The sequence below is a fragment of the Rugosimonospora acidiphila genome, assembly GCF_039543385.1.
Lineage (GTDB): Bacteria > Actinomycetota > Actinomycetes > Mycobacteriales > Micromonosporaceae > Rugosimonospora > Rugosimonospora acidiphila.
In genome coordinates, this window is the sequence record NZ_BAABJQ010000015.1 from 101429 (window position 1) to 126584 (window position 25156).

At 70.3% G+C, this 25156-nt stretch carries 14 protein-coding genes; 8 read left to right on the forward strand and 6 right to left on the reverse strand.

Annotated elements, in window-relative coordinates; translation table 11 throughout:
* Positions 1 to 132: 132 nt before the first annotated feature.
* Positions 133 to 1998: a serine/threonine-protein kinase gene (locus ABEA87_RS24035; protein ID WP_345633069.1), complete on the reverse strand. Its 1866-nt coding sequence runs from the start codon at positions 1996 to 1998 to the stop codon at positions 133 to 135.
* Positions 1999 to 2307: 309 nt separating this feature from the next.
* Between ABEA87_RS24035 and katG the strand changes: the two genes are divergently transcribed.
* Positions 2308 to 4527, forward strand: coding sequence for a catalase/peroxidase HPI (gene katG, locus ABEA87_RS24040; protein WP_345633071.1), 2220 nt, complete (start codon positions 2308 to 2310; stop codon positions 4525 to 4527).
* Positions 4528 to 4626: 99 nt separating this feature from the next.
* Here the strand turns inward: katG and ABEA87_RS24045 are convergent, their stop codons facing one another.
* Both ABEA87_RS24045 and ABEA87_RS24050 read right to left on the reverse strand, forming a co-directional pair.
* A complete protein-coding gene (locus tag ABEA87_RS24045; RefSeq protein WP_345633073.1) occupies positions 4627 to 6051 on the reverse strand; it encodes an outer membrane protein assembly factor BamB family protein in 1425 nt (474 codons plus the stop codon).
* Between the two features lie 192 nt (positions 6052 to 6243).
* Complete coding sequence (locus tag ABEA87_RS24050) at positions 6244 to 10428, reverse strand: glycoside hydrolase family 3 C-terminal domain-containing protein (RefSeq protein ID WP_345633075.1); 4185 nt, start codon at positions 10426 to 10428, stop codon at positions 6244 to 6246.
* 657 nt (positions 10429 to 11085) lie between these two features.
* Here ABEA87_RS24050 and ABEA87_RS24055 point away from each other — a divergent pair.
* The 6 genes from ABEA87_RS24055 (at position 11086) to ABEA87_RS24080 (ending at position 17620) form a co-directional block, all read left to right on the forward strand.
* A complete protein-coding gene (locus ABEA87_RS24055; protein WP_345633077.1) occupies positions 11086 to 12039 on the forward strand; it encodes a carbohydrate ABC transporter permease in 954 nt (317 codons plus the stop codon).
* Positions 12040 to 12093: 54 nt separating this feature from the next.
* Positions 12094 to 13392 (forward strand): extracellular solute-binding protein, encoded by a 1299-nt coding sequence (locus ABEA87_RS24060; RefSeq protein WP_345633079.1) that lies wholly within the window; start codon positions 12094 to 12096, stop codon positions 13390 to 13392.
* The gene (locus tag ABEA87_RS24065; protein ID WP_345633080.1) at positions 13389 to 14264 is read left to right on the forward strand and encodes a carbohydrate ABC transporter permease; all 876 of its coding nucleotides are present in this window, start codon (positions 13389 to 13391) and stop codon (positions 14262 to 14264) included. The genes ABEA87_RS24060 and ABEA87_RS24065 overlap by 4 nt, the downstream gene beginning before the upstream one ends.
* A 16-nt stretch (positions 14265 to 14280) precedes the next feature.
* On the forward strand, positions 14281 to 15018 hold the full coding sequence (locus tag ABEA87_RS24070) for an HAD family hydrolase (RefSeq protein ID WP_345633081.1): 738 nt from the start codon (positions 14281 to 14283) through the stop codon (positions 15016 to 15018).
* Between the two features lie 31 nt (positions 15019 to 15049).
* Positions 15050 to 16312, forward strand: a complete 1263-nt coding sequence (locus ABEA87_RS24075) for an MBL fold metallo-hydrolase (RefSeq protein ID WP_345633083.1) — start codon at positions 15050 to 15052, stop codon at positions 16310 to 16312.
* Positions 16313 to 16399: 87 nt separating this feature from the next.
* Positions 16400 to 17620: an RNA polymerase sigma factor gene (locus ABEA87_RS24080; RefSeq protein WP_345633084.1), complete on the forward strand. Its 1221-nt coding sequence runs from the start codon at positions 16400 to 16402 to the stop codon at positions 17618 to 17620.
* A 10-nt stretch (positions 17621 to 17630) separates the two neighbouring features.
* On the opposite strand, the gene ABEA87_RS24085 is transcribed toward ABEA87_RS24080, so the two are convergent.
* Positions 17631 to 17966 (reverse strand): hydroxyisourate hydrolase, encoded by a 336-nt coding sequence (locus tag ABEA87_RS24085; protein WP_345633086.1) that lies wholly within the window; start codon positions 17964 to 17966, stop codon positions 17631 to 17633.
* 279 nt (positions 17967 to 18245) lie between these two features.
* On the opposite strand from ABEA87_RS24085, the gene ABEA87_RS24090 reads away from it, so the two are divergent.
* Positions 18246 to 18413: a hypothetical protein gene (locus tag ABEA87_RS24090; protein WP_345633088.1), complete on the forward strand. Its 168-nt coding sequence runs from the start codon at positions 18246 to 18248 to the stop codon at positions 18411 to 18413.
* Between the two features lie 133 nt (positions 18414 to 18546).
* On the opposite strand, the gene ABEA87_RS24095 is transcribed toward ABEA87_RS24090, so the two are convergent.
* Complete coding sequence (locus ABEA87_RS24095; RefSeq protein WP_345633090.1) at positions 18547 to 21501, reverse strand: AfsR/SARP family transcriptional regulator; 2955 nt, start codon at positions 21499 to 21501, stop codon at positions 18547 to 18549.
* Positions 21502 to 22375: 874 nt separating this feature from the next.
* The gene (locus ABEA87_RS24100; protein WP_345633092.1) at positions 22376 to 25141 is read right to left on the reverse strand and encodes an AAA family ATPase; all 2766 of its coding nucleotides are present in this window, start codon (positions 25139 to 25141) and stop codon (positions 22376 to 22378) included.
* Positions 25142 to 25156 lie beyond the last annotated feature (15 nt).

Below are 25156 nucleotides of genomic sequence, written 5' to 3' on the forward strand. Positions count from 1 at the left end.
TCCAGTGAATTTGCGACGCGAGCCCGTCAGGGGTCGCGAACCCGACGGACAGGTACGCACGAAGGCCATGCCGCCCCTCGGGCAGGCGGTTTCGGTTGGCGTCGCCGTGGACCACCGGGCGTTGGCTGTTGACTACCGGGCGTCCGGGTCGCGGCTGACCCGGGTCATGACCTGGGTCGAGGCGCCCGCCTCTCCGTACACGCGCAGCGTGGAATCGTCGCAGGTGTAGGCCTGGCCCTCCACCGGGTCGGTGGACACGTCACCGCTGTCGTACGCGACGCCGTCGCTCTTCAACGTGTAGGTCAGCCGGCCGGTGACGTCGCTGACGTACTCGCGCCCGTCCCGCGTCTCCACGTGCTCGGTGACGCTGCCGGCGACGACCTCCGTGATCGTGTCCCCTCCGACGTTCGCGGACGGCGGGACCATGTCGTGGTAGTCGTCGACCTCCGTGCCGTCCGGCCGGATCCGGATGATCGCCCCACCCGGGCTGCTGAACCCGACGGGTATGCCGAGGATGGTGTTGGTCACCTGGAGCGAGGTGATCCGCCAGGTGCCCACGACGCACGCGTCGAGGTTGGGGTTGGCCGACGGCGACGACAGGCCGGCCGACGCCGAGGGGACCGGTCCCCCGCTCGGCGAACCGTCGCCGCCGGTCGACCCGCCGTTGCCGAGGACCTGGTTATCGTCGTCGCGGCCCGGCCACAGCGTCCAGGTGACCGGCACGGCGATCAGCAACGCCACGGCGACGGCGAGCCCGGCGATCCAGACGGTGCGGCGGCTCCGCGCCGGGCGGGGCGGTGCTCCCGGCGCCCCCCAGGGCATGGCGGGCGGGTACTGCCCGCCGGCACCGGCCGGCGGCACGCTCACGGGCGGCGCCGGCGGCACGCTCGTCGGGTGCGCGGGCGGCGCCGGCACGGCGCCCGGGGCGGCACCCGCGGAGTTCTGTGCGACGGTCGGCCCCCAGAAAATCGTGGGCGCGGGTGCCGGTGCGGGTGACGGGGTCCGCGGCCGGGGCACGGTGGGGCCCTGCGGCACGGTGGGGCCCTGCGGCATCGTCGGGCCCCGCGGCATCGTCGGGCCCTGCGGCACAGTGCGTCCCGGTGGCGCAGGTGGTGCCTGGGCCGGCGTCGGGCCGGCGGCCGGCGACGGCACGGCCGGGGGCCCGACGTGCGGCGTGGCGTAGGCGATGGCGGCCAGCAGCGGTGCCGCCGCGTCTGCGGTCAGCCGGTGGTCGGGGTCCTTGACCAGGAATCCCTCGATCACCGGCCAGAGCCGGCCCGGACGGGCGGGCGGGTCGGGCTGGCTGGCGAGCACCGCGGCCAGGGTGGCGTGGGTGTCCTGACGACGGAACGGCGAGTACCCGGTGAGTGCCGTGTACAGCGTCACGCCCAGCGACCACAGGTCGCCGGCCGCGGTGGCCGGCCGGCCCTCGATCCGCTCCGGCGGCAGGTACGCCGGAGAGCCCAGCATCTGCCCGCTGAGGGTCAGCGCGGTGGCGTCCTCGATCGCGGCTATGCCGAAGTCGGTGAGCACCACCCGATCGCCGTCCAGCAGGATGTTGGCCGGCTTCACGTCGCGGTGGGTGATGCCCTGCCGGTGGGCCGCGCGCAACGCGTCCAACACCTGCAGCCCGATCTGCGCGACCCGCCGCTCCGGAAGCGTGGACATGGTGCTGATCGTGTCGGCCAGCGACTGGCCGCCGACGAGTTCCATGACGATCCACGGCCGGCCGTCGTCGATGATCACGTCGTGCACCGTGACGATGCTCGGGTGGTGCAGCCGCGCGGCGGCCTGGGCCTCGCGCAGTGCCCGCCGGACCGCCGGATCCGTCGCGTCCACCGCTTCGGCCCCGTCGTCCGGCAGATTGATCTCCTTGACCGCGACATCGCGGCTCAGCAGCGCATCGTGGGCACGCCAGACCGTCCCCATCCCGCCGCGCCCCAACGGCTGCAGCAGCCGGTACCGGCCGGCCACCACCCTCGACTCTCCGACGGCCATGGCTGGCAACCTACCGGTACCCGGCAACCACCGGCATCTGCCGTCGCCCCACGGCTCCCGGCGAGCCCGCCGAGCCGAGCCGAGCAGGGCAGGGCAAAGGGCGGGGTCGGGCAAGGGGCCGAGCCGGGCAGAGACCGGGCCGGGCCGGAGCGGAGCCGGGAGCGGACCACGCAAGATCAGCCGTGGCCGGGCCGACCGCGAATCCGCGACGCTCGACACCTACGGAGCGGTACGGCGTTGGATCAAGAGCAACCAACGTGCAGAAAACGAGCCATTCGTAGCGTGCGGCGAGGAAGGAACAGTACCGACGTGTCTGACAAGAAGGACGAGACTCACAGCACCAGCGAGAGCGAGAACCCCGCGATCCCCTCCCCCACCCCCAGGGCGCCCCGACGGCCCCGGAGCAACCAGGACTGGTGGCCGAATCAGCTGAACCTGCAGGTTCTCCACCAGCACGCGCCGCAGTCCAACCCGATGGACGATGCCTTCAACTACCGGGCGGAGTTCAAGGCCCTCGACCCCGACGCGCTCAAGCGGGACATCTTCGAGGTCATGACGGCGTCGCAGGACTGGTGGCCGGCCGACTACGGCCACTACGGGCCGCTGTTCATCCGGATGAGCTGGCATGCCGCGGGCACGTACCGGATCGCCGATGGCCGGGGCGGCGGCGGCAGCGGCGCCCAGCGCTTCGCCCCCCTCAACAGCTGGCCCGACAACGCGAGCCTCGACAAGGCGCGCCGGTTGCTCTGGCCGATCAAGCAAAAGTACGGCCGCAAGATCTCTTGGGCCGATCTTCTGGTGTTCGCCGGCAACTGCGCCTACGAGTCGATGGGGTTCAAGACGTTCGGGTTCGGCTTCGGGCGGGAGGACGTCTGGGAACCCGAAGAGATCTTCTGGGGGCCCGAGGACACCTGGCTCGGAGACGAGCGCTACAGCGGGGACAGGCGGCTCGCCGGCCCGCTCGGCGCCGTCCAGATGGGCCTGATCTACGTAAATCCGGAGGGCCCCAACGGCACCCCGGACCCGATGGCCTCGGCCAGGGACATCCGGGAGACCTTCGGCCGGATGGCGATGAACGACGAGGAGACGGTCGCACTGATCGTCGGCGGCCACACGGTCGGCAAGTGCCACGGCGCGGTCGATCAGCAGTACCTCGGCGCGGAGCCCGAGGGGGCCCCGATCGAGCAGCAGGGCCTCGGCTGGCGGAACACCTTCGGCACCGGTACGGGCGGCGACGCGCTCACCAGTGGGCTGGAGGGCGCGTGGACCACCGAGCCGACCAGGTGGGACAACGGGTACCTGGACAACCTGTTCAGGTACGACTGGGAGTTGACGACGAGCCCCGCCGGCGCGAAGCAGTGGACCCCCAAGGACCAGGCGGCCCAGGACACGGTGCCGGACGCCCATGATCCGTCGAAGCGGCACGCACCCATCATGCTGACGTCGGACCTGGCGCTGAAGGTGGATCCCGTCTACGGGGCGATCGCCCAGCGCTTCCTGGAGAATCCGGACCAGCTCGAGGACGCGTTCGCCAGGGCGTGGTTCAAGCTGCTGCACCGCGACCTCGGGCCGGTCTCGCGCTACCTCGGGCCGTGGGTTCCGCAGCCGCAGCTCTGGCAGGACCCCGTCCCCGACGTCGATCACGACCTCATCACCGACGAGGACATCGCCACCCTCAAGGGCAAGGTCCTGCAGGCGGGGCTGCCCATCGCCCGGCTGGTCACCACCGCGTGGGCGGCGGCCGCGAGCTTCCGCGGCACCGACAAGCGCGGAGGGGCCAACGGGGCCCGGATTCGCCTCGCCCCGCAGCGGGACTGGGAGGTCAACGACCCCGGTGGGCTGGCCGCCGTGCTGCGGACCCTCGAACAGATCCGCCAGGACTTCAATTCCTCGCAGTCCGGCGGGACGCAGGTCTCGCTCGCGGACCTGATCGTCCTGGCCGGGTGCGCGGCCGTCGAGCAGGCGGCGAACAACGCCGGGCAGACGATCACCGTCCCGTTCGCGCCCGGGCGCACCGACGCCTCGCAGGCGCAGACCGACACGGAGTCGTTCGCCGTGCTCGAACCGACCGCGGATGGCTTCCGCAACTACCTGCGGACCGGGGAGAAGCTGTCACCGGAGACCCTGCTGCTCGACCGGGCGTTCATGTTGACGCTCACCGCCCCCGAGATGGCGGTCCTGATCGGCGGCATGCGGGTGCTGAACACCAACTACGGGCAGACCCGGCACGGGGTGCTCACCGACCGGCCGGAGACGTTGACCAACGACTTCTTCGTGAACCTGCTCGACATGGGCATCCAGTGGAAGGCGTCCGCCTCGGCCGAGAATGTGTTCGAGGGCCGGCAGCGCGCCTCGGGTGCGGTCAGGTGGACCGCCACCGCCGTCGACCTGGTCTTCGGCTCGAACTCTCAGCTACGGGCCATCTGCGAGGTCTACGCGAGTCAGGACTCGATGGAGAAGTTCGTGCGGGACTTCGTGGCCGCGTGGGTCAAGGTGATGAACCTCGACCGGTTCGACCTCGCCGGTTGAGGCCCGGCCCGGGTAGCGCAGGGGCGAACCCCAGCGGGGCGAACCCCACATCGCGGACGCCGATCGGGCCGGCGTCCGCGATGCCGCGGCGGCGGGGCCTCAACTCGTCCGCACGACGGCGATGCCCGTCAGCGTGCCGACGATGACGTCCGCGCCGGCAATGGCCGGCGTCGAGAACCGGTTCGCCTCGCCCACGTCCACCTGGCCGAGGCTCTTTCCGCTGTTCGGGTCCAGCCCGTGCAGCACGCCGCCGCGGGTGTCCAGCACCCAGACCCGGCCACCGCCGATCACCGGCGAGCCGGTGATCGCCTGATCGGCGTGCCAGAGCACGTGCAGCTTGCCCGCGTCGTCGACCCGGACCGCGCGGACCCCGTCGGTGCACGGCAGGTACACGACGCTGCCACTGACCGCCGCACCGCCGAACGAGCGGCAGACGTTCCGCACGTCGACCTGCCCGTCGATGCCGCCCAGGTGCCCCTGGCGCAGCACGTACACCGGCCCCGACTTGCCGCCGAGCACCGCCCAGGTGTCACCGATCAACGCGACGCCCTGCGATCCGAGTCCCACGTCGCCCTGGTTGTTGCGCGCCCAGTCCTCCGGCGCGAAGGAGTCGACCAGCCGCGCCGACGCGTCCAGCTCCAGCACCGTGTTCGTGTGGTCGTACGCGTCACCCGGGAACCCGGCCCCGTTCGCCGACACCACCAGCAGGTGCCCGTCGGCCGTCACGGTCGGCCCGTTCGGGTTCCAGATCCCGCCCCCGCGCTCGGTCGGCGGGCTGTAGAAGACCACGCCGTCCCCACCGTCCAGCGGTACCCCGACCACGCGCCCCTTGTAGTCGCCGCAGTCCCCGGCCTGCGCCCCGTACGACACCCAGACCTTGCCACCCGCCACCGCGAGCGCGCCGCGCTGCTGCATGTCCCGCGCGCTCACCCCGGGCAGGTCCACGCTCTTGCTCCAGGCCACCGAGCCGGTCCGCGGGTCCAGCGCGTACAGCTCGTGGCGCACCGCCCCGCCGTGCTCCGCGACCAGATACACCTTGTCCGTGGACGCGTCGTACACCGGCGTCCCCGTGATCCCGAGCGGGTCGATGTCACCGCACTGCCGCTCCTCCGACGGCGACGGCTTGCCGAGGCTGCGCCGCCAGACCTGGGCGTAGAACTGGTCGAACGCGTAGACCGTGTCGTTCTCGGTCGCCACGATGGTGAGCCCACCCACCACGATCGGCGAGGCGTACACCGCCCCGTCCAGCCTCAGGCTCCGTACCCGCCGCGGCGCACCGGCCGCCGGTGGCATCGCCGCCGACACTCCCGCCCGGTCCGGCGTGCCGTGGTACATCGGCCACTGCGCGGCCGCGCCCGCCGGCGAACCGCTCGCGCCGGTCGATGCCGGGCTCGACCCACCCGCGCTCGGCCCACCGGCGCTCGGCCCCGCCGCCGGACTCCGGTCGCCACTGCAAGCCGCCAGGGTCAGCGCCGCCGACACGGCGAGGGCCGCGACGACCGCACCGGTACGTATCGCGCGCATGCAGCCAGTCTGCCACCACCGGCACTCCGCGTCACCCGGTGTCATCAGGCGTTACGCCGCCGGGACCGCCGCCCTCCCCCGGCGGCGTGGCGGGTGCCCGGACCCGGCCCCATCGGCGGGTGGCCCGAGACGACGCGGGCGCGGGTACCCGGGGTCGCCGGATACCCGCGCCTGACGCGCTTCGCGATGGGGCTACGCCCCGGCCTGGCACAGCTGGACCGGCACCACGTTGTCGCCGGTCACCGACAGCGCCACCCGCCCGATGGACTGGGCGCCGACGCCGATGTTGAGCCGCAGGTCGGTCGATCCGTTCTCCCGGTTGCTCAACGCCGCGTCCGGCAACGGCACGGCCACCGTCTTCCAGGTGTCGGTACCGGTGTCGGTCACCCGTACCGAGTCCCGGAAGGCGTTGTTGGACACGGCGGCGAACGAGTCGTACTGGATGTCCCAGCTGCCGGTGCCGTGGTCGTAGTACGTGACGTAGGCGGTCGCCTGGTAGGTGCCGCCGGGAACTATGGAGTTGTCGAGGTCGAAGTACATGTACAGCGATCCGGAGCCGGTGGTCGTACGCGCCGGAACGCCGCCGACCGTGGTCGCCGTGGTGTGACCGTCGCCCTCGTCCCTGACCGTGACGCCGCTGGGCGTGTCCGGGTTGCCCAGGGTGTCACACACCATCGCGGTCTGGTCGTCGGCCCGCGCGACGCCCAGCGCGAACACGTGCATCGCCGGGCCCTGGGTGACCTGGCCGTCGTCGGTCACGTGCGGCAGGATCACGTACCGCACCGTCTTGGTCGGATCCAGCGACACCCACGCCGCGTACAGATGGACGGTCTGGTTGTTGCGGCTGGCGTTGCCACCGCTGTTGATGTACGGCGCGGTGGCGGCGATGGACGTGCCCGCCGCCGCGTTCGCCGACCACCAGTCGGCGAAGGTCAGCGTGTAGGGCTGGGTGGTGCCGTCGGAGTACACCACGGTGCCGGCGCCCGACGTGGACGCCCCGCTGCTCGCGCCCAGGAAGCCCAGCAGGTGCCCGGAGCCGGACACCGGCACCACCTGACCGCTGGCCACGATGTTGTCCGGGACGTTCGGCGAGGGCCAGGTGAAGCCGACCCCGACCGCGGTGACCGGAGCGCCCGCCCCGAAGCCGGCCGCCGCCAGCGCCTGCGCGGACCAGCTCAGCGCGCCGCCGTCGAAGGTTCCGGTGAACGGCGTGTTGTCGTTGCTGATTCCGGTGTTGTTGTACGCCGCGGCCACCGAGGTGTAGGGCACCTGCACCTGACCGCTGGAGCCGAACGCCCCCTCGCTGGAGGTGGCCGTGAAGTCGATCTCGTAGGCCCCCGGGGTGGCGCGGGGGCCGGGGATCAGCGTCCACGTCGCGGTGAGCGTGGAGTTCGCGTCCACCTTCTTGGCGCTGGTCGGCGTGATCGCCCTGGCCGTCCAGCCGTCCGGTACGGTGATGCCGAGGGTGAGGTCGTGCACGGCCTTGATGTCGCCGTTGGTGAAGGTGGCGGTGACCGTCCCCGACGACCCGGCGTCCATAATGGACGGCACCTTGCTGGTCAGCGTGTTCTGCACGACGATCGGCGCGCTGCCGGAGACGCCGTTGACCGTGACCGTGATGGTGGCCACGCCGTTCTTGATGGCCCGCACCAGACCGTTCCTGTCCACGCTGGCGACCGTCGGGTCGCTGCTGGAATACTTCACCTTCGCCGTAGACAGGTCCACAAAGGACTGGTCGTTGTCGACCGCCTCGACGATGTTGTCGGCCGTGATGGTCAGGTCACGGTCGGGCTCCTCGGACGCCTTGGTGTCGTCGGCCAGCCACTGGTTGCGGCCGGTCAGGTCGAAGGTCTGCCCGGCCTGGTAGACCACCGACTCCGGCTGGACCGTCACATACTGCACCTTGGCCTCGGGCGCCCCGGTGACCGTGACGTCCTGCTCCGCCACGAACGACGACGCGTCGGTGCCCACCCGGAACTGGTACGTGCCGTCCGGTACGCTCTCGCGGGAATTCGCGGTGTCCCACAGGGCCAGGTCGGAGATGTCCACGCTCAACGTGAGCTTCTGCGACTCGCCGGGCGCCAGGTTGTTCGTCTTCTGGAAGCCGGCGAGCCGCTCCTGCGGCACGTCGGCGGTACCGGCGCCGGGCGTCGTCGCGTACAGCTGGACGACGGTGGCGCCCGCGGTCTGGCCGGTGTTCTTCACCGTCATGGTGGCCGTCACGGTGCCGTTGGCGGACACCGACTTCTTGTCCACGCTCACCGCGGAGATGCCGAACTGGGTGTAGCTCAGGCCGTAGCCGAACGGGTAGGTCGGCGTGCCGGTGAAGTACTGGTAGGTGCGGCCCAGGCCGCCGGTGCTCGCCGCGTCCAGCCCGTAGTTCATCATCGACGGCAGCTGCGAGTCGTCCTGGTACCACGTGAAGTTCAGGTGCCCGTCCGGGTTTTGCTTGCCGAACAGCACATCCGAAATCGCCGCACCCTGCGCCTGCCCGTTGTACCCGCTGAACAGGATCGCCGGCACCTTGGCCTGAATGTCGCCGAGGACCACCGGACCGTCGGACTGGATGACCAGCGCGGTGCGCGGGTTACCCAGCGCCGCGACCTGGTCGACCAGCGAGTCGTAGTTGCCCGGCATGGCCAGCGTGGCGCGATCCTTGCCCTCACTGGCGTTCGAGGTGTTCGTACCCACGAACTCCAGCACCAGATCCGCGTCCTGGATCGCCGCCTTCGTCGCGTCGGACAGCACCGCCGGGCCGGTGGCCGTGCTCGACGTACCAGCGGCGTCGAACGTCACCGTCGCGTCGGGGTTGGCCGCCCGCACCGCCGCGGTGATGCCCTGCACGGCGTTGATCTGCACGTCGGGCCGGCCGGAGTAGCCGCCCAGGGTCACCTGGTTCGCCATGTTGCCGAGGATGACGATGTGCTGGGTCTGCGCGGCGTCGACCGGCAGCAGCGCGGCCGTTCCGCCGGTGACCTCGTCGTTTTTCAGCAGCACCAACGAGTTGTCCGCCACGGTCTGGGCCAGCTGCTGGTGCTGGGTGCTCTCGATGACGGACTTGTCGATGGCGGTGTAGCTGTTGTTCGCCGGCGGGTCGAACTCACCGGTCGCCATGCGCATGGTGAACAACTTGACCAGGTCGGTGTCGATGACGCCCTCGGACAGGATGCCCGCGTTCATCGCCGCCTGGATGTTCGGCAGGGTGGCCTGGTCGCCCGTGCAGTTCAGGGCGGTGCCGGCGCGCAACCCGTACGCCTCCGCACCCGCGGCGGCCGGAATCGTCGCGCCGGTGGTGTCGTTGGTCCAGATCACCTGGGCGCCGGCGGTCGACGCCGTCCACCCCGGTGCCGCCCAGAGGTGTCCGCCCGGTGGTGGTTGCCAGGCCGTCGCGATCGCGTCGCAGTCGGAGGTGATGTACCCGCCGAAATCGAAGGTGCGCTGGGCGAGCTGGTTGACGGTGTAGGTGTCCACCGCCCCGGGGGTGCCGTTGATGGCGTTGTAGGACGTCATCAGGCCGGCCACGTGGTCGTCCTCGATCAGGCTCTGGAACTGCTTGAGGTAGTACTGGTGCAGGTCGGCCTCGCTGGTCACCGAGTCGCCCGACAGCCGGTTGGCCTCCACGTTGTTCAGCGCGTAGTGCTTGGCGGTGGCCGCCACCTTCAGGTACGGCGTCATGGGCTCGCCGGCCATGGTGTTGCCCTGGTACCCGTTGACGAACGCCCCCGCCATCTGCGACACCAGGTACGGGTCCTCGCCGAACGCCTCGTCCGTGCGGCCCCAACGCGGGTCGCGGTCCAGGTTGACGGTGGGCGCCCAGAAGGTGAGGTCGCCGTAGTCGTTCACATCCGGCCCCAGGTTGTTCTGGCCGGTGCCGAACAGCGACTTGTCCAGGAACCCGCGCGCCTCGTCCGAGATCGCGGTGGTCTCCTGGTACATCAGCGACGGATCCCACGTCATCGACGACGCGAAGTTCGTCGGGAAGCTCGTCGCCCGCACGTCGTCCACGGCGCCCTGGCCGCCCTCGCCGGTGTCGGCACCCAACCGGTTGAGCCCGTGCTGGCCCTCGCTCCAGTACGTGTACTGCTGCACCCCCAAGCGGGGAATCGCCGGGGCGTTGTTGGTGTGCAGCTGCTGTACCTTCTCGCTCAGCGTCATCCGCGACACCAGATCGGCGGCGCGCTCCGCGAAGCTGTAGTGGGTGTCGAGGTATACCGGCGTCGGTGGCTGCTGCGCCGCGATCGCCGCCGGTGCGACGGCTACCGTCGCGACGGTGCACGCCAAGCCGGTCAGGGCGGTGAGCGCCCAGGCTCTGCGCCGGCGGAAGTCACGTAGGGATAGCGCCATGTTGCCTGCCTCCAGCAAATCGAGGACGGTCACCCTGCGCGACGACACCCGTCATGGGACGGAGCGGAGCGGAGAGCGCGGGTGCTGGGCACTGCAGACGACATGCTTTCTCCGGCCGGGGGCCAAGTCAAGATCTTTCATCGGAGGTCTATCGCCGGCGCGGGGCCGGACGGACCGGCCCCGCCGGGCGCCGCTCGCCGGTACGCGGTCGCCACAACCCGGGTGACGTGCGCACCGTCACCCGGGAACCCTGGTACCGAGCCGAACCGGCGCGCCATGCCGGCGACGGCAATGCGCGCCGCACCGCTGTGCGTCATCTGGAAATTCAGGCTCATCGCTGCGCGCCCGACCGTGCGCGCCGGCCCCGCCCGGACCGCCGCACCGCTGGCGCTACGTGAGCGAGCGGGTGCCACGCATCCCCGCACCGGTCGGAGGTCTCGTCGTCGCCGACCAGCCGACGATTACCGTCGATGACTGCCTCGCCGAGACCCGGGGTGGCTCGGCGTCCGCCAGCGGGGCTTGTCGCGCAGCCGGTGACAGTTCATCACGCCAACCTTTCAGATTAACTCATCAGAAACCCTATTCGCATTAACTTCCCATGCAACGGGAAGGCCGAGCGCCAGAACGAGGCCACTGCCCGTCGCCGGCCGACATCCGCCGTCCAACCAGTGAGAGGGAAGCGTCCAGTTCATGGCAGAGACGTCGACGATGACGGCCAGCCGTCCGGCCACCGGCGTCGCGAGATCGGGGTCACGACGCGTCGCCCGGGTCCGCAACGGCCCCGCCGGCGCCCTGCTGACCGTGCCGGCGCTGCTCATCTTCTCGGTGTTCACGCTGCTGCCGACGCTGTACACGTTCTTCATCAGCCTGTTCAACTGGAACCCGCTGAACGTCTCGCAGTCGACGTTCATCGGCTTCGACAACTATCAGAAGCTGTTCGGCGCCTCGAAGCCGTCGCTGCTGTCCAGCGGGCTCACCTCGCTCTACTTCACGGCCGGCATGGTGATCGGCGGTAGCGCCATCTCGCTGGCCATCGCGCTGCTGCTCCAGCGCGGCGGCAAGGTACTGGCCGGCGTACGGCTGGCGGTGTTCGTGCCGCACGCCACCCCGCTGGTGGCGACGTCGATCGTCTGGGTTTGGATCTTCAATCCCCAGTTCGGACTGGCCAACGCCGCGCTACACCTGTTCGGCATCCACAGCGTGGAGTGGCTGAACTCGTCGACCTGGGCGATGCCGTCGGTACTGATCTACAGCCTGTGGCACGAGGTCGGATTCACCGTGGTGGTGTTCCTGGGCGGGCTCACCCTGATCTCTCCGGAACTGAGCGAGGCGGCCCAACTCGACGGCGCGAACAAGTGGCAGGAATTCCGGTCGGTCACCTGGCCGCAACTTCGCCCGGTGACCCTGTTCGTCATCGTGATCACCACCATCACCTCGCTGCAGGCGTTCACCCAGTTCTATCTGATGACTCGGGGTGGACCGGTCTACGCCACCACCACCTTGAGCTTCCTGCTCTACCAGGAGGCGTTCGTCTTCTTCCACACGGGGTACGCCGCCGCGCTCGCGGTCGTGCTGTTCGCCGTCACCGCGCTGTTCACCTTGGTGCAACTGGGCACCAGCCGCTCGTCCCGGGGCGCGGCCTGAAACCGGATGAGCGGAATCGCAACACATCGAAGGTAACGCGGAGGAGATCGGAATATGGCACGACGTTCGCGTCGGAGTCTCATGGCCCTGGGCACGCTGGCGGTCTGCCTGGCGGGTACCGGCGCCCTGGCCGCCTGCGGCTCCAGCTCGGCCTCGGGGTCGGAGCGCAACGGCAAGGTCAGCATCACCTTCATGGAGGCGATGAGTTCGGGCACCCTGAAGACCTCGCTCGAGCACCTGACCCAGCAGTTCGAGCAGGCCAACCCCAACATCAAGGTCAACCTTGACGCGGTGTCGGACTACGGCACGCTGCAGACCAAGGAGACCGCGGCGATCGCGGCGGGCAAGCCGCCGACGATCGGCCAGGCGTACGAGGACTGGGCCGCCACCTTCGCCAACAGCAAGGCGATCGTGCCGATCAGCAACTTCGCCACCGCCGACGACCTGTCCCACCTGTACGACGGCGTGAAGAAGGACCTGTACCTGCCGGGCAACCAGCTGTACATGTGGCCGTTCAACAAGAGCGTGGTCATCACGTACTACAACCAGGCCATGCTGCAGGCCAAGCACCTGACCGCGCCGACCACGTGGGACCAGTTCGCCACCGACGCCAAGGCGGTGGCCGGCAACGGTACCGTCGGCATCGCCATCGACCCGGGCACCTCGTCCGGCGCGGGCGGCGGAGAGTCCCTGTTCGAGATGATCGCGGGCTCCTACGGCACTCCGGTGTTCGGCACCGACGGTAGTCCGCAGTTCAACTCCCCGGCCGCCGTGCAGGCCATGCAGTACCTGGTCAACCTGAAGAACGCCGGGGCGCTGGCGGTCGGCACCAACTACCCGGGCGAGACCGACCTCGGCGCCGGCAAGGGTCTGTTCGACGTGTCCAGCGTGGCCAGTTACTACTACGACCAGCAGGCCATCGGCGGCAAGTTCCCGATGGGTACCGCCGCGGCGCCGGCCGGACCGGCCGGCCGCACCAACGCCCTGGCGGGTACCAACATCGTGATGTTCGCGAAGGCCAGCTCGGCCGAGCAGAAGGCGGCGTGGACGTACATGAAGTTCCTGTCCTCGGCGTCCTCGCAGGCGTACTGGGCCGAGAACTCCGGCTACCTGCCGGTCACCCCCGACGCGATGGCCCAGATGACCGACTTCGTGGCCAAGAACCCGTACGTGAAGTTCGCCGCCGACGACCTGTCCATCGCGGTCGGCGCCCCGCCGTACTCCTGGATCACCAAGTGCCAGGGTGACCTGGCGGTGGCCATGCAGTCGGCCCTGTCGGGCAAGCAGACGGCCGCCGCCGCCCTGGCCGACGCGCAGAAGCAGGCCACGGCGGACAAGTCCTCGTCGCAGTGACCAAGCCAACCACTGCCCGGCCGATTCCGGCCAGGCGCCGCCACCCGCGGCGCCTGGCCGGCGCGGTCGTGCGCCGGGTATTCGCGGTGCTGCTCGGCTGCCTGTTCATCGCGCCGCTCTACTGGGTGCTGACCACGTCGCTGGCACGCAACGGCGACGTGTACAAGTTTCCGCCGTCGCTGATCCCGCATTGGCACTTCGGCAACTACGCCCGGGCCTGGGATGCCGCCCCGTGGCTGCGGCTGTTCGGCAACACCGTCCTGATCGCCAGCGCCACGGTGCTGCTGGCCCTGTTCACCTCGGTGCTGGCCGGCTTCGCGTTCGGCGTGCTGCGCTTCCGGGGCCGCAAGGTGCTTTTCGCGTTGGTGATGTCGGTGATGCTCATCCCGCAGACGGTGCTGCTGATTCCGGTGTACATCATCGCGCAGACGATCGACTGGCTGGACACCTACTGGATCCAGATCATCCCGTGGGGCGCCAGCGTGTTCGGCATCTTCCTGGTCCGGCAGTTCTTCGCCGGGCTGCCGGAGGAGCTGTTCGACGCGGCCGAACTCGACGGCGCCGGACGGCTGCGGATGCTGTGGTCGGTCGGCGTGCCACTGGTCCGGCCGGCGCTGCTGATCGTCGGGCTCAACGTGTTCATGGGATCGTGGAACTCGTTCCTGTGGCCGTTCATCATGACCAGCTCCGGCTCGCACGTGCAGCCGGTCGAGGTCGGCCTGGCCACCTTCTACGGCACCGACGGCACCGACTGGACCGGCCTGTCGGCCGCGGTCGCCTTCACCACGGTGCCGGTGCTGGCGCTGTTCCTGGTGCTGCAGAAGCACTTCGTCACCGGCGCGTACTCGACCGCGGCAGGCCTGCGTGGCTGATCGAATGGATAACTCAATGACCGACTCCGCGGGCGTGCTCGTCGTCGACCTGGACGGCACGCTCTACCGAGGCGACGCGCCGGTGCTGGCGTACGCCGCGCACGCCATGGCCGGGCTGGCCGACGCCGACGCCTCCGGGTTCCGGACCGAACTCGACGGGTACCTGTCCGGGGCCGGTTCGACACTGGACGCGATCGACGGCTGGGGGGCGGTGGCCCAGCTGGCCGAACGCTACGGCGTCGCCGCCGCCGTGCTGGACCGGGCCTTCCTGCATTCCCGGACCACCCTCGCCGACGGCACCAGCGTCGTCGCGGTACCGGACGGGTTCGCGGCCCTGCTGGCCGAGTTGCGCCCCCGGTACCGGCTGGTGCTGGCCACCAACAGCCCGGCCGACGGCCTGAGCGACCTGCTGAGGCGGATCGGCATGGCCGGCGCGTTCGACCGGGTGGTCAGCTCGACCGGCAAACCGGCCGGGCTGCGCGCCCTGCTGCCGCGGCTGCTGGCCGAAATCGGCCACACGGACGCCCCGTGGCACGCGTTCAGCGTCGGCGACCACTGGCGCAACGACATCGAGCCGGCCCTGGACAGCGGCGCGATGACCGGCTACATCGACCGGTTCGGCCGTGCCGACGGACCGGCACACGTCACCGCGGCCACGCTCACCGAGCTGCTGCCGGCGATCCGCGAATGGGCCGCCGACCCGGCCGCCTTCGCCCGCACCACTCGGGTGCACTCGGGCGCGTCCGCCGACTGACGCCCGCAATTCAACGACGAAAGGCTCTTTTGTGTCCACTGTGGAATTCTGGGGTGGGCTGGGCGTGATCGGATCGAGCAAGATCCTGATCCGGGACGGCGGGCACCGCGTCCTGCTCGACTTCGGCCTGGACATCCCGGCCAGCACCGACCTGTTCCGCGCCCCGGTCACCGAGCGCCCGGGTCGGGAACTGGCCGACCGGCTGCGGGTCGGCGCGGCGCCACGGATCCCGGGGGTGTTCGACCCGGCCGTGACCGGCGACCCGGAGCTGGCCGCCACCGACGGAAACGCCGCGATGTTCATCAGCCACCCGCACATCGACCACGTCGGGCTGGCCGGATTCGTCGACCCGACCATCCCGGTGCACGCGCACACCGAGGCGGTGCGGTTGATGCGCGCGCTGGCGGACTCGGGCGACGGGCTGACCGGTGCCGAGCCGGCGTGGGTCGCGCTGGCCGACGGCCAGGTGGTCCGCCACGGCGACATCGAAATCGAATGCGTTCCGGTCGACCACGACGTGCCGGGCGCCTGCGGGTACCTGATCCGCACCTCCGGGGGAACCCTGGCCTACACCGGCGACATCCGCTTCCACGGGCGCCACCCGGAACGCAGCCACGACTTCGTCACCCGCGCGGCCGGCTGCGACGTGCTGGTCACCGAGGGGACCACGTTGAGCTGGCCGGCGCCCGACGGCCGGCCCCGGGACGAGAACGACGTGGCCGCCTCGTTCGTCGAGGCGCTGACCGGTACCGCCGGGCTGGTGCTGCTGGCGATGTACCCACGGGATGTGGAGCGGGCGGCCGAGTTCATGGCGCTGGCCCGCGACCACGGCCGGGTACTGGTCTGGCCGGTCCCGGTGGCGCGGTTCCTGCGCGGGTACGGTCTGCCCGACGTGTCCTCGTGGGACACCGTGACGCTGTCGGACATCCGGGCCGATCCGAAACGGTACGTGGTCCACCCGGCGCCGTACGACTTCGCCTCACTGCTGGACCTGCCGACCGACGACGAGACCGTGTTCCTGCACGCCAACGGCGAACCGCTGGGCCCCTTCGACCCGCGCTGGACGCTGCTCACCGACTGGCTGACCCAACTGCGCGTCCCGCTGCGGACGATCGGCTGCTCCGGCCATGCCGCCCCGGACGACCTGCACGCCATGGTCGAGCGGATCCGGCCGCGCGTGGTGTTCCCGATTCACACCACCGAGCCCACCCGGCTGCACCCGCCGATCGGGGTCCGCCGGGTGGTGGCCCGCTACGGCGTCCGGTACGGCTTCGACGGCGACCCGCGGGGCTGAGACCGGTCCCGGACCGGGTGACGGTGTGCGCTAATGGTGTCGTAATCGGAGGGTCGAGCTCCGACCGTTCCTGACTTGATGGGGTCGATGAACGACATCGGCGAAGTGATCACCCGGGTCCACCGCGAGGAGTGGGCCCGGGTGGTCGCGACCCTGGCCAGGCGCCTCGGCGACCTCGACATCGCCGAGGAGATGGCCGCCGAGGCGTTCGCGGCCGCCGTCGAACGCTGGCCGGTCGACGGCGTCCCGCCGAATCCCGGCGCGTGGCTCACCACCACCGCCCAGCGCAGGGCCATCGACCGGCTCCGGCGCGAGGCCAGGCGCGAGGAGAAGCATCGGGAGGCGCTGATGCTGTTCGACACCCCCGAGCCGGTCGGCGTCATCGACGACGACCGGCTGCGCCTCGTCTTCATCTGCTGCCACCCCGCTCTCGCCATGGAGGCGCGGATCGCGCTGACCCTGCGGATGGTCGGCGGACTCACCGTGCCCGAGATCGCCCGCGCGTTCCTGGTTCAGGAGACCGCGATGGGCCAGCGGATCACCCGCGCCAAGGCGAAGATCAAGGCGGCGAAGATCCCCTATGGCGTGCCGTTGCGCGAGGACCTCCCGGCCCGGGTCACCGGGGTGCTCGCCGTTCTCTACCTGATCTTCAACGAGGGCTACCTGGCCTCGGACCCCGAGAAGGAGGCGGTCCGCGGCGACCTGACCGCCGAGGCGATCCGGCTGACCCGGCTGGTCCGTGCCCTGATGCCGGCCGACGGCGAGGTCGCCGGACTCCTGGCGCTGATGCTCCTGATCCAGGCCCGCCGGGCCGCACGGCTGTCCGCGAACGGTGAGCTGGTCCCCCTGGACGCGCAGGACCGCGGCGCCTGGAATCGCGAGCTGATCGCCGAGGGCCACGCGCTCGTCCGCGCGCGGCTCGCGTCCGGCCAGGCGCCGGGGCGCTACCAGATCCTCGCCGCCATCAACGCCGTCCACACCGACGCCCGCGACATCCGTGACACCGACTGGTCGCAGATCGTCGCGCTCTACGACCAGCTGGTCCGCCTCGACCCCTCGCCGATCGTGCGGCTCAACCGGGCGATCGCGGTCGCCGAACTCGACGGCCCACAGGTCGCGCTCGCGGAGGTGGACGGCCTGCCGCTGGAGGGCTATCGCGCCTACCACGCCACGCGCGCCGACCTGCTGCGCCGGCTGGGCCGCGGCGAACAGTCGCGGGCGGCGTACGACCGGGCCATCGGGCTGGCGGGCAACATCGCCGAGACGGCGTACCTCATCCGTCGCCGCGACCAGTTAGCCGGGTCGTGAGCGGCCGAGGCTAGGCCGCCGTCCCGAAGTACGTGGAGTACGCGTACGGGGACAGCACGACCTGGATCAGGGAGTTGTCGGACTCTTCCAGCACGCGGAAGGTGACGACGACCTCGGGGTACGCGGCGGTCACCCCGAGCGTGGCGAAATACCTGTCGCTGTCGAAGACGATCCGGTGCGTACCGCGCTGGAGACAGCTGGCCGACCAGCCGGGAATCGTTCCATCGCCATCGGTTTCACCATGAGCGACTGGAGCTAGACGATCGTCAATGCGTTCCAGGCGGGCCCGAAGCCCGACGGCCGATCGACCGTACACACCGTCCACCGCACGCACCGAAACGCTCATGACAATCCCCAGTCTGGTTGATCAGACGCGACCCCCCGCGTAGCAGGGCGTAGGCCCTGAACACCAGGCTTCCGCCGACCCAAATAATATCGCAGAAGGCTCCAATCGAGCGGGCCTCAGCGATCTATCGATCCGCTATCGCCACGCCATCAATTGACCACGATATTGGCTCGAGAGAGCGGCAATAATTCGGCGATTAGCTCCCTGCCTAGTTTGAAATCAGCACCGGAAAACACGACAAGTGCTAAGCCATAATCCTAGACAAAGGCAGGGATTGCGATGCGCCGCAGCGGCCACCTGGTTCGAGTCCGTACCCTCGTTATCGCGATGGCCGCCGCCATCGTTCTGGCGACCGGCATCATTGACATCCACAACGCCAACGCCGACGGGCCCACCACCCCGCCGCCCGCGCCCACCGCGAGCCCCGACAACACCGTGTGGGGCTGAGGCACCCACGGATGAACTCGACTGAAACGTCAGCGCCTCGGCTCCCCCGTCAGGGGGATCGCCGGGGCGCTGACCGTGTGATGGAACGTGGTAGAGCCGCGATTGTCGAGCCCGTGCCGCACCCGCCGAATCGCTACCGGGTCACCGCCGCACCCTCGTCGTTCGCGCCCTGCCGCTGGCTATCCGCGATTTCCTGCTCGGCCACCGCGGACGCGTCGGCGAGCAGTGCCTGTGCCCTCGCCTCAAGCGCGGGCAGTCGAATACGACGAAACAGATCCAGGGCTCGACGGAGATGGCCGACGGCACGCGCCGGCGCGTTCTGGGCGAGCGCCAGTTCACCGAGGCCGAGCGACACGCGCGCCTCGACGAGTTGTTCGCCGGCGATGGTCGCGACATCGAGCGCCTTTTCGAGCGCCGCACTGGCCGCCTCGAATGCCCCGGCACCCAGCTGAGCCATGCCAAGACCGTGCAGCGCGTACGCCTCGCCGACGGTATCCCCGATGTCCCGTGCGGCACTCAGTGCCTGGTCGAACACGTGCGCCGCCTCGCCGGCCTCGCCGCCCTGCAGGTGCAGGGAGCCGATGCGGTGCAGGACCTGCGCCTCCACCCGCCGGCTGCCACACCGCTGGCTGAGGTCGAGCGCCTCCTCGAGCAGCCGCTTCGCCTCCTCCGGCGACCCGCACTCCATCCGCACCTGTGCCAGGTTGTGCAGCGCGTACGCCGCGGCGACCATGTCGCCCTGTTCCCGGAAGACCTTGAGCGCCTGCTCGTACCGGCGCGACGCCTCGACGAAGTCGCCGCTCATCCGGTCGAGAAAGGCGAGGTTGCGCACTGACAGCGCCACGCCCTGCACGTTGTCGACCACCCGGAACAGGACGATGGCGCTCTCCAACTCCCGGCGCGCGTCGGCGAACCGCTGTTCGGTCATCGACAGGGCACCGATCGAGTACAGCACCGCGGCCTGGCCGAGCCGGTTGCCGGAGCGCCGGACCGCGGCGAGCGCGATCTCGTGGGTCTCCCGCCAGTCGTTGAGATAGAACCTCAGCTCGAACAGGGTCACCGCGGTGATCGCCAGATCCCAGCACAGGTCGACGAAGCCCGCCTGCGCCGCCTGGCGGACGCCCGCCAGGATGGTGGCTCGTTCGCGCTCGAACCACGGCAAGGGTGGGGCGATAATCCGCTCGACGATGTTGTTGGGCTGCGTCCAGCGAACCGCCGGGCTCTTCAACTGGAGGAAGCCGCCCCCGTAGATGCGCTGGTGCGCCTCGGACGACAGGAACAGCAACCCACCCAGGACCCGCCCGAGCGCCTCGTTGCGGTTGCCGACCGGCTCCTCCTCGACCAGCCGCTCGCGGGCGAAGATCCGGATCAGGTCGTGGAACCGGTACTGGCTCTGCATTCCGAAGCCCGTGCCGGTCGCGTCGACGAGTTGGGCATCGGTCAGCTCGTCGAGCAGGTCCTGCGCGTCGGGCAGGGAAACGTCGAGCAGCGCGGCGCCGACCCAGCCGGAGAAGGCCGGGAAATCGACGACCGCCAGCAGCCGGAACAGCCGCTTCGCCTCGTCGTCGATGGCGTCGTAGGCCAGCGACAGGCTGGCACGGATGGCCATGCCACCGTGCTTCAGCTCGTCCAGCCTCCTGGTCTCGTTGTGCAGTCGCTCGACGAGCTGATCCATGCCCCAGTTCAGCCGGGTGGCCATCCGGGCGCCGGCGATGCGCAGGGCCAACGGGAGGTGTCCGCACAGCTCCGCCAGGGCGGTCGCCGCGGCCGGCTCGGCGCTGACTCGATTCGTGCCCACGATCCGCGACAGCAGCTCGACCGACTGCCGGGAGTCGAACACATCGAGATCGACGTGCTCGACGCCGGGAATGCCGGACAGCCGGCTCTGGCTGGTGATGAGCACCGCGGAGTTGCGGTGGCCGGGAAGCAGCGGAAGTACCTGACTCTCGCCCTCGACATTGTCCAGGACGATCAGCATGCGGCGATCGGAGAGCAGCGCGCGGTACAGCTCCGCCCGCTCCTCCAGGCCGTCGGGCATGGCGGTCCCGGGTACGCCGAGCGTGCGCAGGAAGCGCTCCAGTATCTGCATCGGCCCGATTCGCTGGGTGCCGCGGCCGTGCAGGTCGGCGAAGAGCTGGCCGTCGGCGAAGTCGACCGCAACCTTGTGCGCGACGTGCACGGCCAACGTGGTCTTGCCGACCCCGGGTTTGCCCACGATGGCGACGACCGGCACCGCGAGTCGCTCCGGGTCGTTCTGCGCCTGGGCGAGCTGCTCCTGCACGGCGGTGATGTGCGCGTTGCGGCCGGTGAAGTCGCTGATGTCCGTGGGCAGCATGCCCGGCGCGATGGATACCGGGCGGATGGCGGCCGGCGCCGGCCCGGAACTCTCCGGCCCGGTCAGGTCAACGTCGCTGGCGGCCGGCGCCGGGACGGCCGATCCTCTGGGCACGGTCGGCGCCCGCAGTGATTCGTCCGCAGTGAGGATGCCATGTTCGAGCTGCTGCAGCCACTCGTTGGGTTCGATACCCAACTCGTCGACCAGGCTCCGGCGGCCGGCCCGGTAGACCTCCAGTGCCTCCGCCTGCCGCCCGGATCGGTACAGCGCGAGCATCAGCTGGCCCCGGAGCCGCTCGCGCAACGGGTGCTCGGCGACCAGATCGACAAGCTCCGCGACCAGGTCGCGGTGGTGGCCGAGGCTCAGTTCGAGGTCGATGCAGTCCTCGGTGACGGAGATCCGCCGCTCGTCGAGCCGGCCGACCGCCGCCCGCACCGCCAGGCTGTCGATGTCGACCAGCGCCGGGGCGCGCCACAGGCTCAGCGCCGAGCGGTAGTGCCGCACCGCCTCCTCGCTGTGGCGCAGGTCGTGGTCCTGCCGCGCCCGGTTGACCCGGTCGTCGAACTGGTGCACGTCCAGCACGTCCTGCTCGACCTGCAGCGCGTAGCCCTTGGCGCGAGTTATGATCAGGTCGGGCCTGCCGTGCATCGCGAACAGGCGCCGGAGTGCGGAGATGCAGATCTGCGTCTGGGCACGAGCAGTCGATGGGACGTCCTCGCCGTAGATCGCATCGGTCAGTCGGGAGATGGGCACCGTGCGATTGGCCTCAAGCAGAAGGCTCGCCAGAACGATCCGCTGTCTAGATCCGCCAATGTCAATATGAAAATCGCCCGCCAAGACTTCCAGCGGCCCGAGGACTCGAAACTCCAACCAGGTCTCCTCTGGACACCGCGTCGACAGCCGCGTTCGGCCCGCCTTACCTCGTTTGGCTGGTCGGTGACTCTAACGCTGCGGGTTGACCTGATCGGCACCCACTAGCCTCAACGGCGCCGCCTGACGGCTCACCCGGCGGACCTGACGAGCCAGCCCTGGGCCAGGCCACGGCGCCACGCGCCACGCCGTCGGCGTACGAGGGGCTCCCCGAAATGGAACCAAGATTCCCCATGACTACACGAATGGCTGTCGATTTCCGCATCCCCGTGTCCCCGTCCACCCGCCACCCACCGCCGTTCAGGGTACCCCGTACCAGTCGACAAAGGTAGATCAACAACTGATTGTCCGGATCTAGTCGGCCGTTCGACGGATAGTCGGGTGACTGAGGCGTCGTCCAATATGCAGCTATTTGGATAGACTAATTGCATTGGATGGGGACTTTGGTGACACGCGGCTGATCGGGGTTTTATCGTGTAACGCAATGTGGAGTCGACACCACACAATGTGGCATCGACGGCGATCCGCATCCCTCCGATTTTCCCGGGTACTCAACGCTCGTGCCCGCCAAACCAGGTCCCGGACGGCCCCGTCGCGCCCGCGCCGCCGGACTCGGCGCCTTCGCCCTTATCCCCAAAAAACAACGGTCCCCGCAGGCGACCGTGGATCGGTCGCTTACGGGGAACCGGTGCTCGCCATCCGGAGGCTGGACGGCGCTTGGAGCAACGAGTATCGGTCGTCGAGCCCGGCCCGGAGGTCAGGCTTCGACCGGGCGGCCCACCTCAAGGATCGAGGGCAGGTCCGCGCGGCTGGTGACCTGGAGCTTCCGGTAGGTACGGGTGAGGTGCTGTTCGACGGTGCTGAGCGTGACAAACAGCTTCTCGGCGATCTCCCGGTTGGAGTGGCCGACCGCGGCCAGCGCCGCGACGCGCCGCTCGGCGTCGCTGAGCAGCGATGCCGGGCCACCGGCCGCACCGACACCGACCGGCCCCGCCGCCGGCGCCCGTCCGTTCGCACGACCGCCCAGCGGAGCCTGGCACTCCCGGGCCAGGCTGCGGGCCCGACCGTTGATCATGCCGGCCCGACGCGACTCCCCCAACGCCTCGAACGCGTTGGTCAGCGCCGCCAGCGAGCGGGACAACTGGTACCGGTCGCCACTGTTCTGCAACAGGTCGGCGGACTGGCGCAGCAGCATCGGCCGGTGCCGGGGCAGGCTGGTCGCGGCGAGCAGCCGGAGTGCGACACCCCGCACGCGCGGGTGTTCGGCGCTGCGGCCGAGCTGCTCCTCGATGAGGGCGGCGGCCTGGTCGGTCTTGCCGAGCGCCAGGCGGGCCTCGGCCACATCGAGGCGCCACGGCACGAGCCCGGGCGCGTCCAGTGCCCACTCGCCCATCAGCTCACCGCACCGCGTGAAGTCCCGAAGCGCCAGCTGCGCGTGCCCGGTGACGAGGCTGTACCGACCCCGGGCGGACAGGTACGCGAGGCCGTACCGGGTCTGGAACATGGCCCGCGGTACCGGCTGGTCGAGCCGCTCGCGCACCTCGTCGTCCCGGCCCATGGCGGTCGCGGCCAGGATGAGGCTGGACAGCGGCCCGCCCACGGCAACGCCCCAACTGCTCGGGGGCATGATCTCCAGAGCCATCCGCGCGTGCTCGGCCGCACCGGGCAGGTCGCCAAGCCGGAACGCGATCTCCGAACGCACCGCGGCCAGTCGGGCCTGCCGGCTCGGGGCGCGGCGCCGGTGTGCCTCCTCGACGAACATGTCGCACCACGGCGCGGCCTGTTCCGCGTGCCCCGCGTAGGTCAGCGCGAGCAGGCTGCACTCCACCGTGTCGAGGCTCATCTCGTCGAGGCGGGTGCCGCGCAGGATCTGCTCGACCGAGCCGACGACGTCCGGCACCGTTCCGTGCTCCAGCACCTCGGCGAGGACGGTGACCGCGTTCAGGCGGCGGGTGGCCGGTACGGTGCTGACCGCCGCGGTCGGCCGAACCGACAGCCGCGGCAGCCGCTCCCGGAAGCTCGGGTACGTGCTACGCACCCAGGGCCGGCTGATCGCCAGCTCCGCCACCGTCTCCGGCTCGTCGAGCTCGTCGGAGGCGGCCAGGCGCTCGAACACCTCTTCCACGTCGCCGAAGCTCCCGTGCCACAGCAGCGCCTTGGCGAGAACCACGGCGTCGTGGCCGCGTAGCTCGCCGCGGCTCATTCCGGTGGACAGCTGGGACAGCAGGTTCCAGGACAGGGCCGGGTTGATCCGCCACTCGGCGCGCAGCAGCGTCGTCATGATCGCGTTGCGTCGGGTCTCGTCGCGGCACTCCTGCCGGGCCAGTTCGAGGTAGGCGATGCTCTGCTCGACCGCGCCCTCGCGCAACGCCTGCCGGGCCGCGTCCTCCAGGACGACCAGCGCCCACGGCTCGCCGATGCCACCCGCGCCGAGGACATGCTCGGCGACCACCCGGGCCGCCGCGCCCCGCTCGTAGGCCAGCTTGGCGGCCCGGCGGTGCAGTTCGGCCAGGGTCGGCTCGTCGAGGCCGGCGAGCACCGCCTCGCGGGCGGCCGAGTGACGGTACCGGCCGGAGCGGAGCACCCCCGCGGTGGTCAGCTGCCGGATCACCCGGGACACCGTGCTGTTGTCGATGTCCATCAGCCGGCCCACGTGATCGGGGTCGGACAGGACCGCCAGGCCGCGCCCTACCTCCAGCATCCGCGGCTCACCGCGCTGGAGGCACGCCACGACCGCGCTGCCGTACCCGTCGCCGACCGCCATCTCCGCCGGCGACCCGCCCTCGACGGCGGTGGCCGTCGCGTGGTCGTCGAGCAGCCCCTTGACCAGCAGCGGGTTCCCGCCGGACAGCGAGTACCACTCGGTCGCGAACCGCTCGGCGTCCTCGGTCCCGACGTACCCCGCGGCCATCGCCCGCACCCCGTCCTGGCTCAGCGGGGTGAGTCGGATGCGGATTCCGTCCGGCGAGCGCAGCAGGTCGGCGTGCAGTGAGGTCTCGGCCGACCGGTCGAATTCCGAGTAGCTGAACACCGTCAGCAGCTGCGCGAAGCGGGCCCGCCGGGCCAGGTAGGCCAGGAAGATCAGCGACGCCCGGTCGGCGAGGTGCACGTCGTCGACGACGATGGCCAGCGGGTACCGCTCGGACAACTCCAGCAGCACGGTGCACAGCGCATCCATGATCTGCGCGTCGATCTGGCCAACGTCGTCGCCGCTCAGGTCGGCGAGTGCGCCGCGCGCCCCCTCATGGCAGAGGGTCAACGCGCGCTCGCGCTCCTCGTCCGGCAGCGGCGCGTCGCGCAGCAGCTGGCTGAGCAGGCCCAGCGGGAGGTCGCGCTCGGCGCGCGTGCCACTGGCCACGACGGCCAGCGCGCCGAGGTCAACGACCCGCTCGGCGAGCGCACGGAGGAGTTCGGTTTTGCCGATGCCAACCGTGCCGGCGACGATGGCCACCCGACCCTGTCCGATGACCGCGCCGGCAAGGTGCTCCTCGAGCACGGCAAGGGCCTCGTTCCGTTCGACCATTTCCATCATCGATTT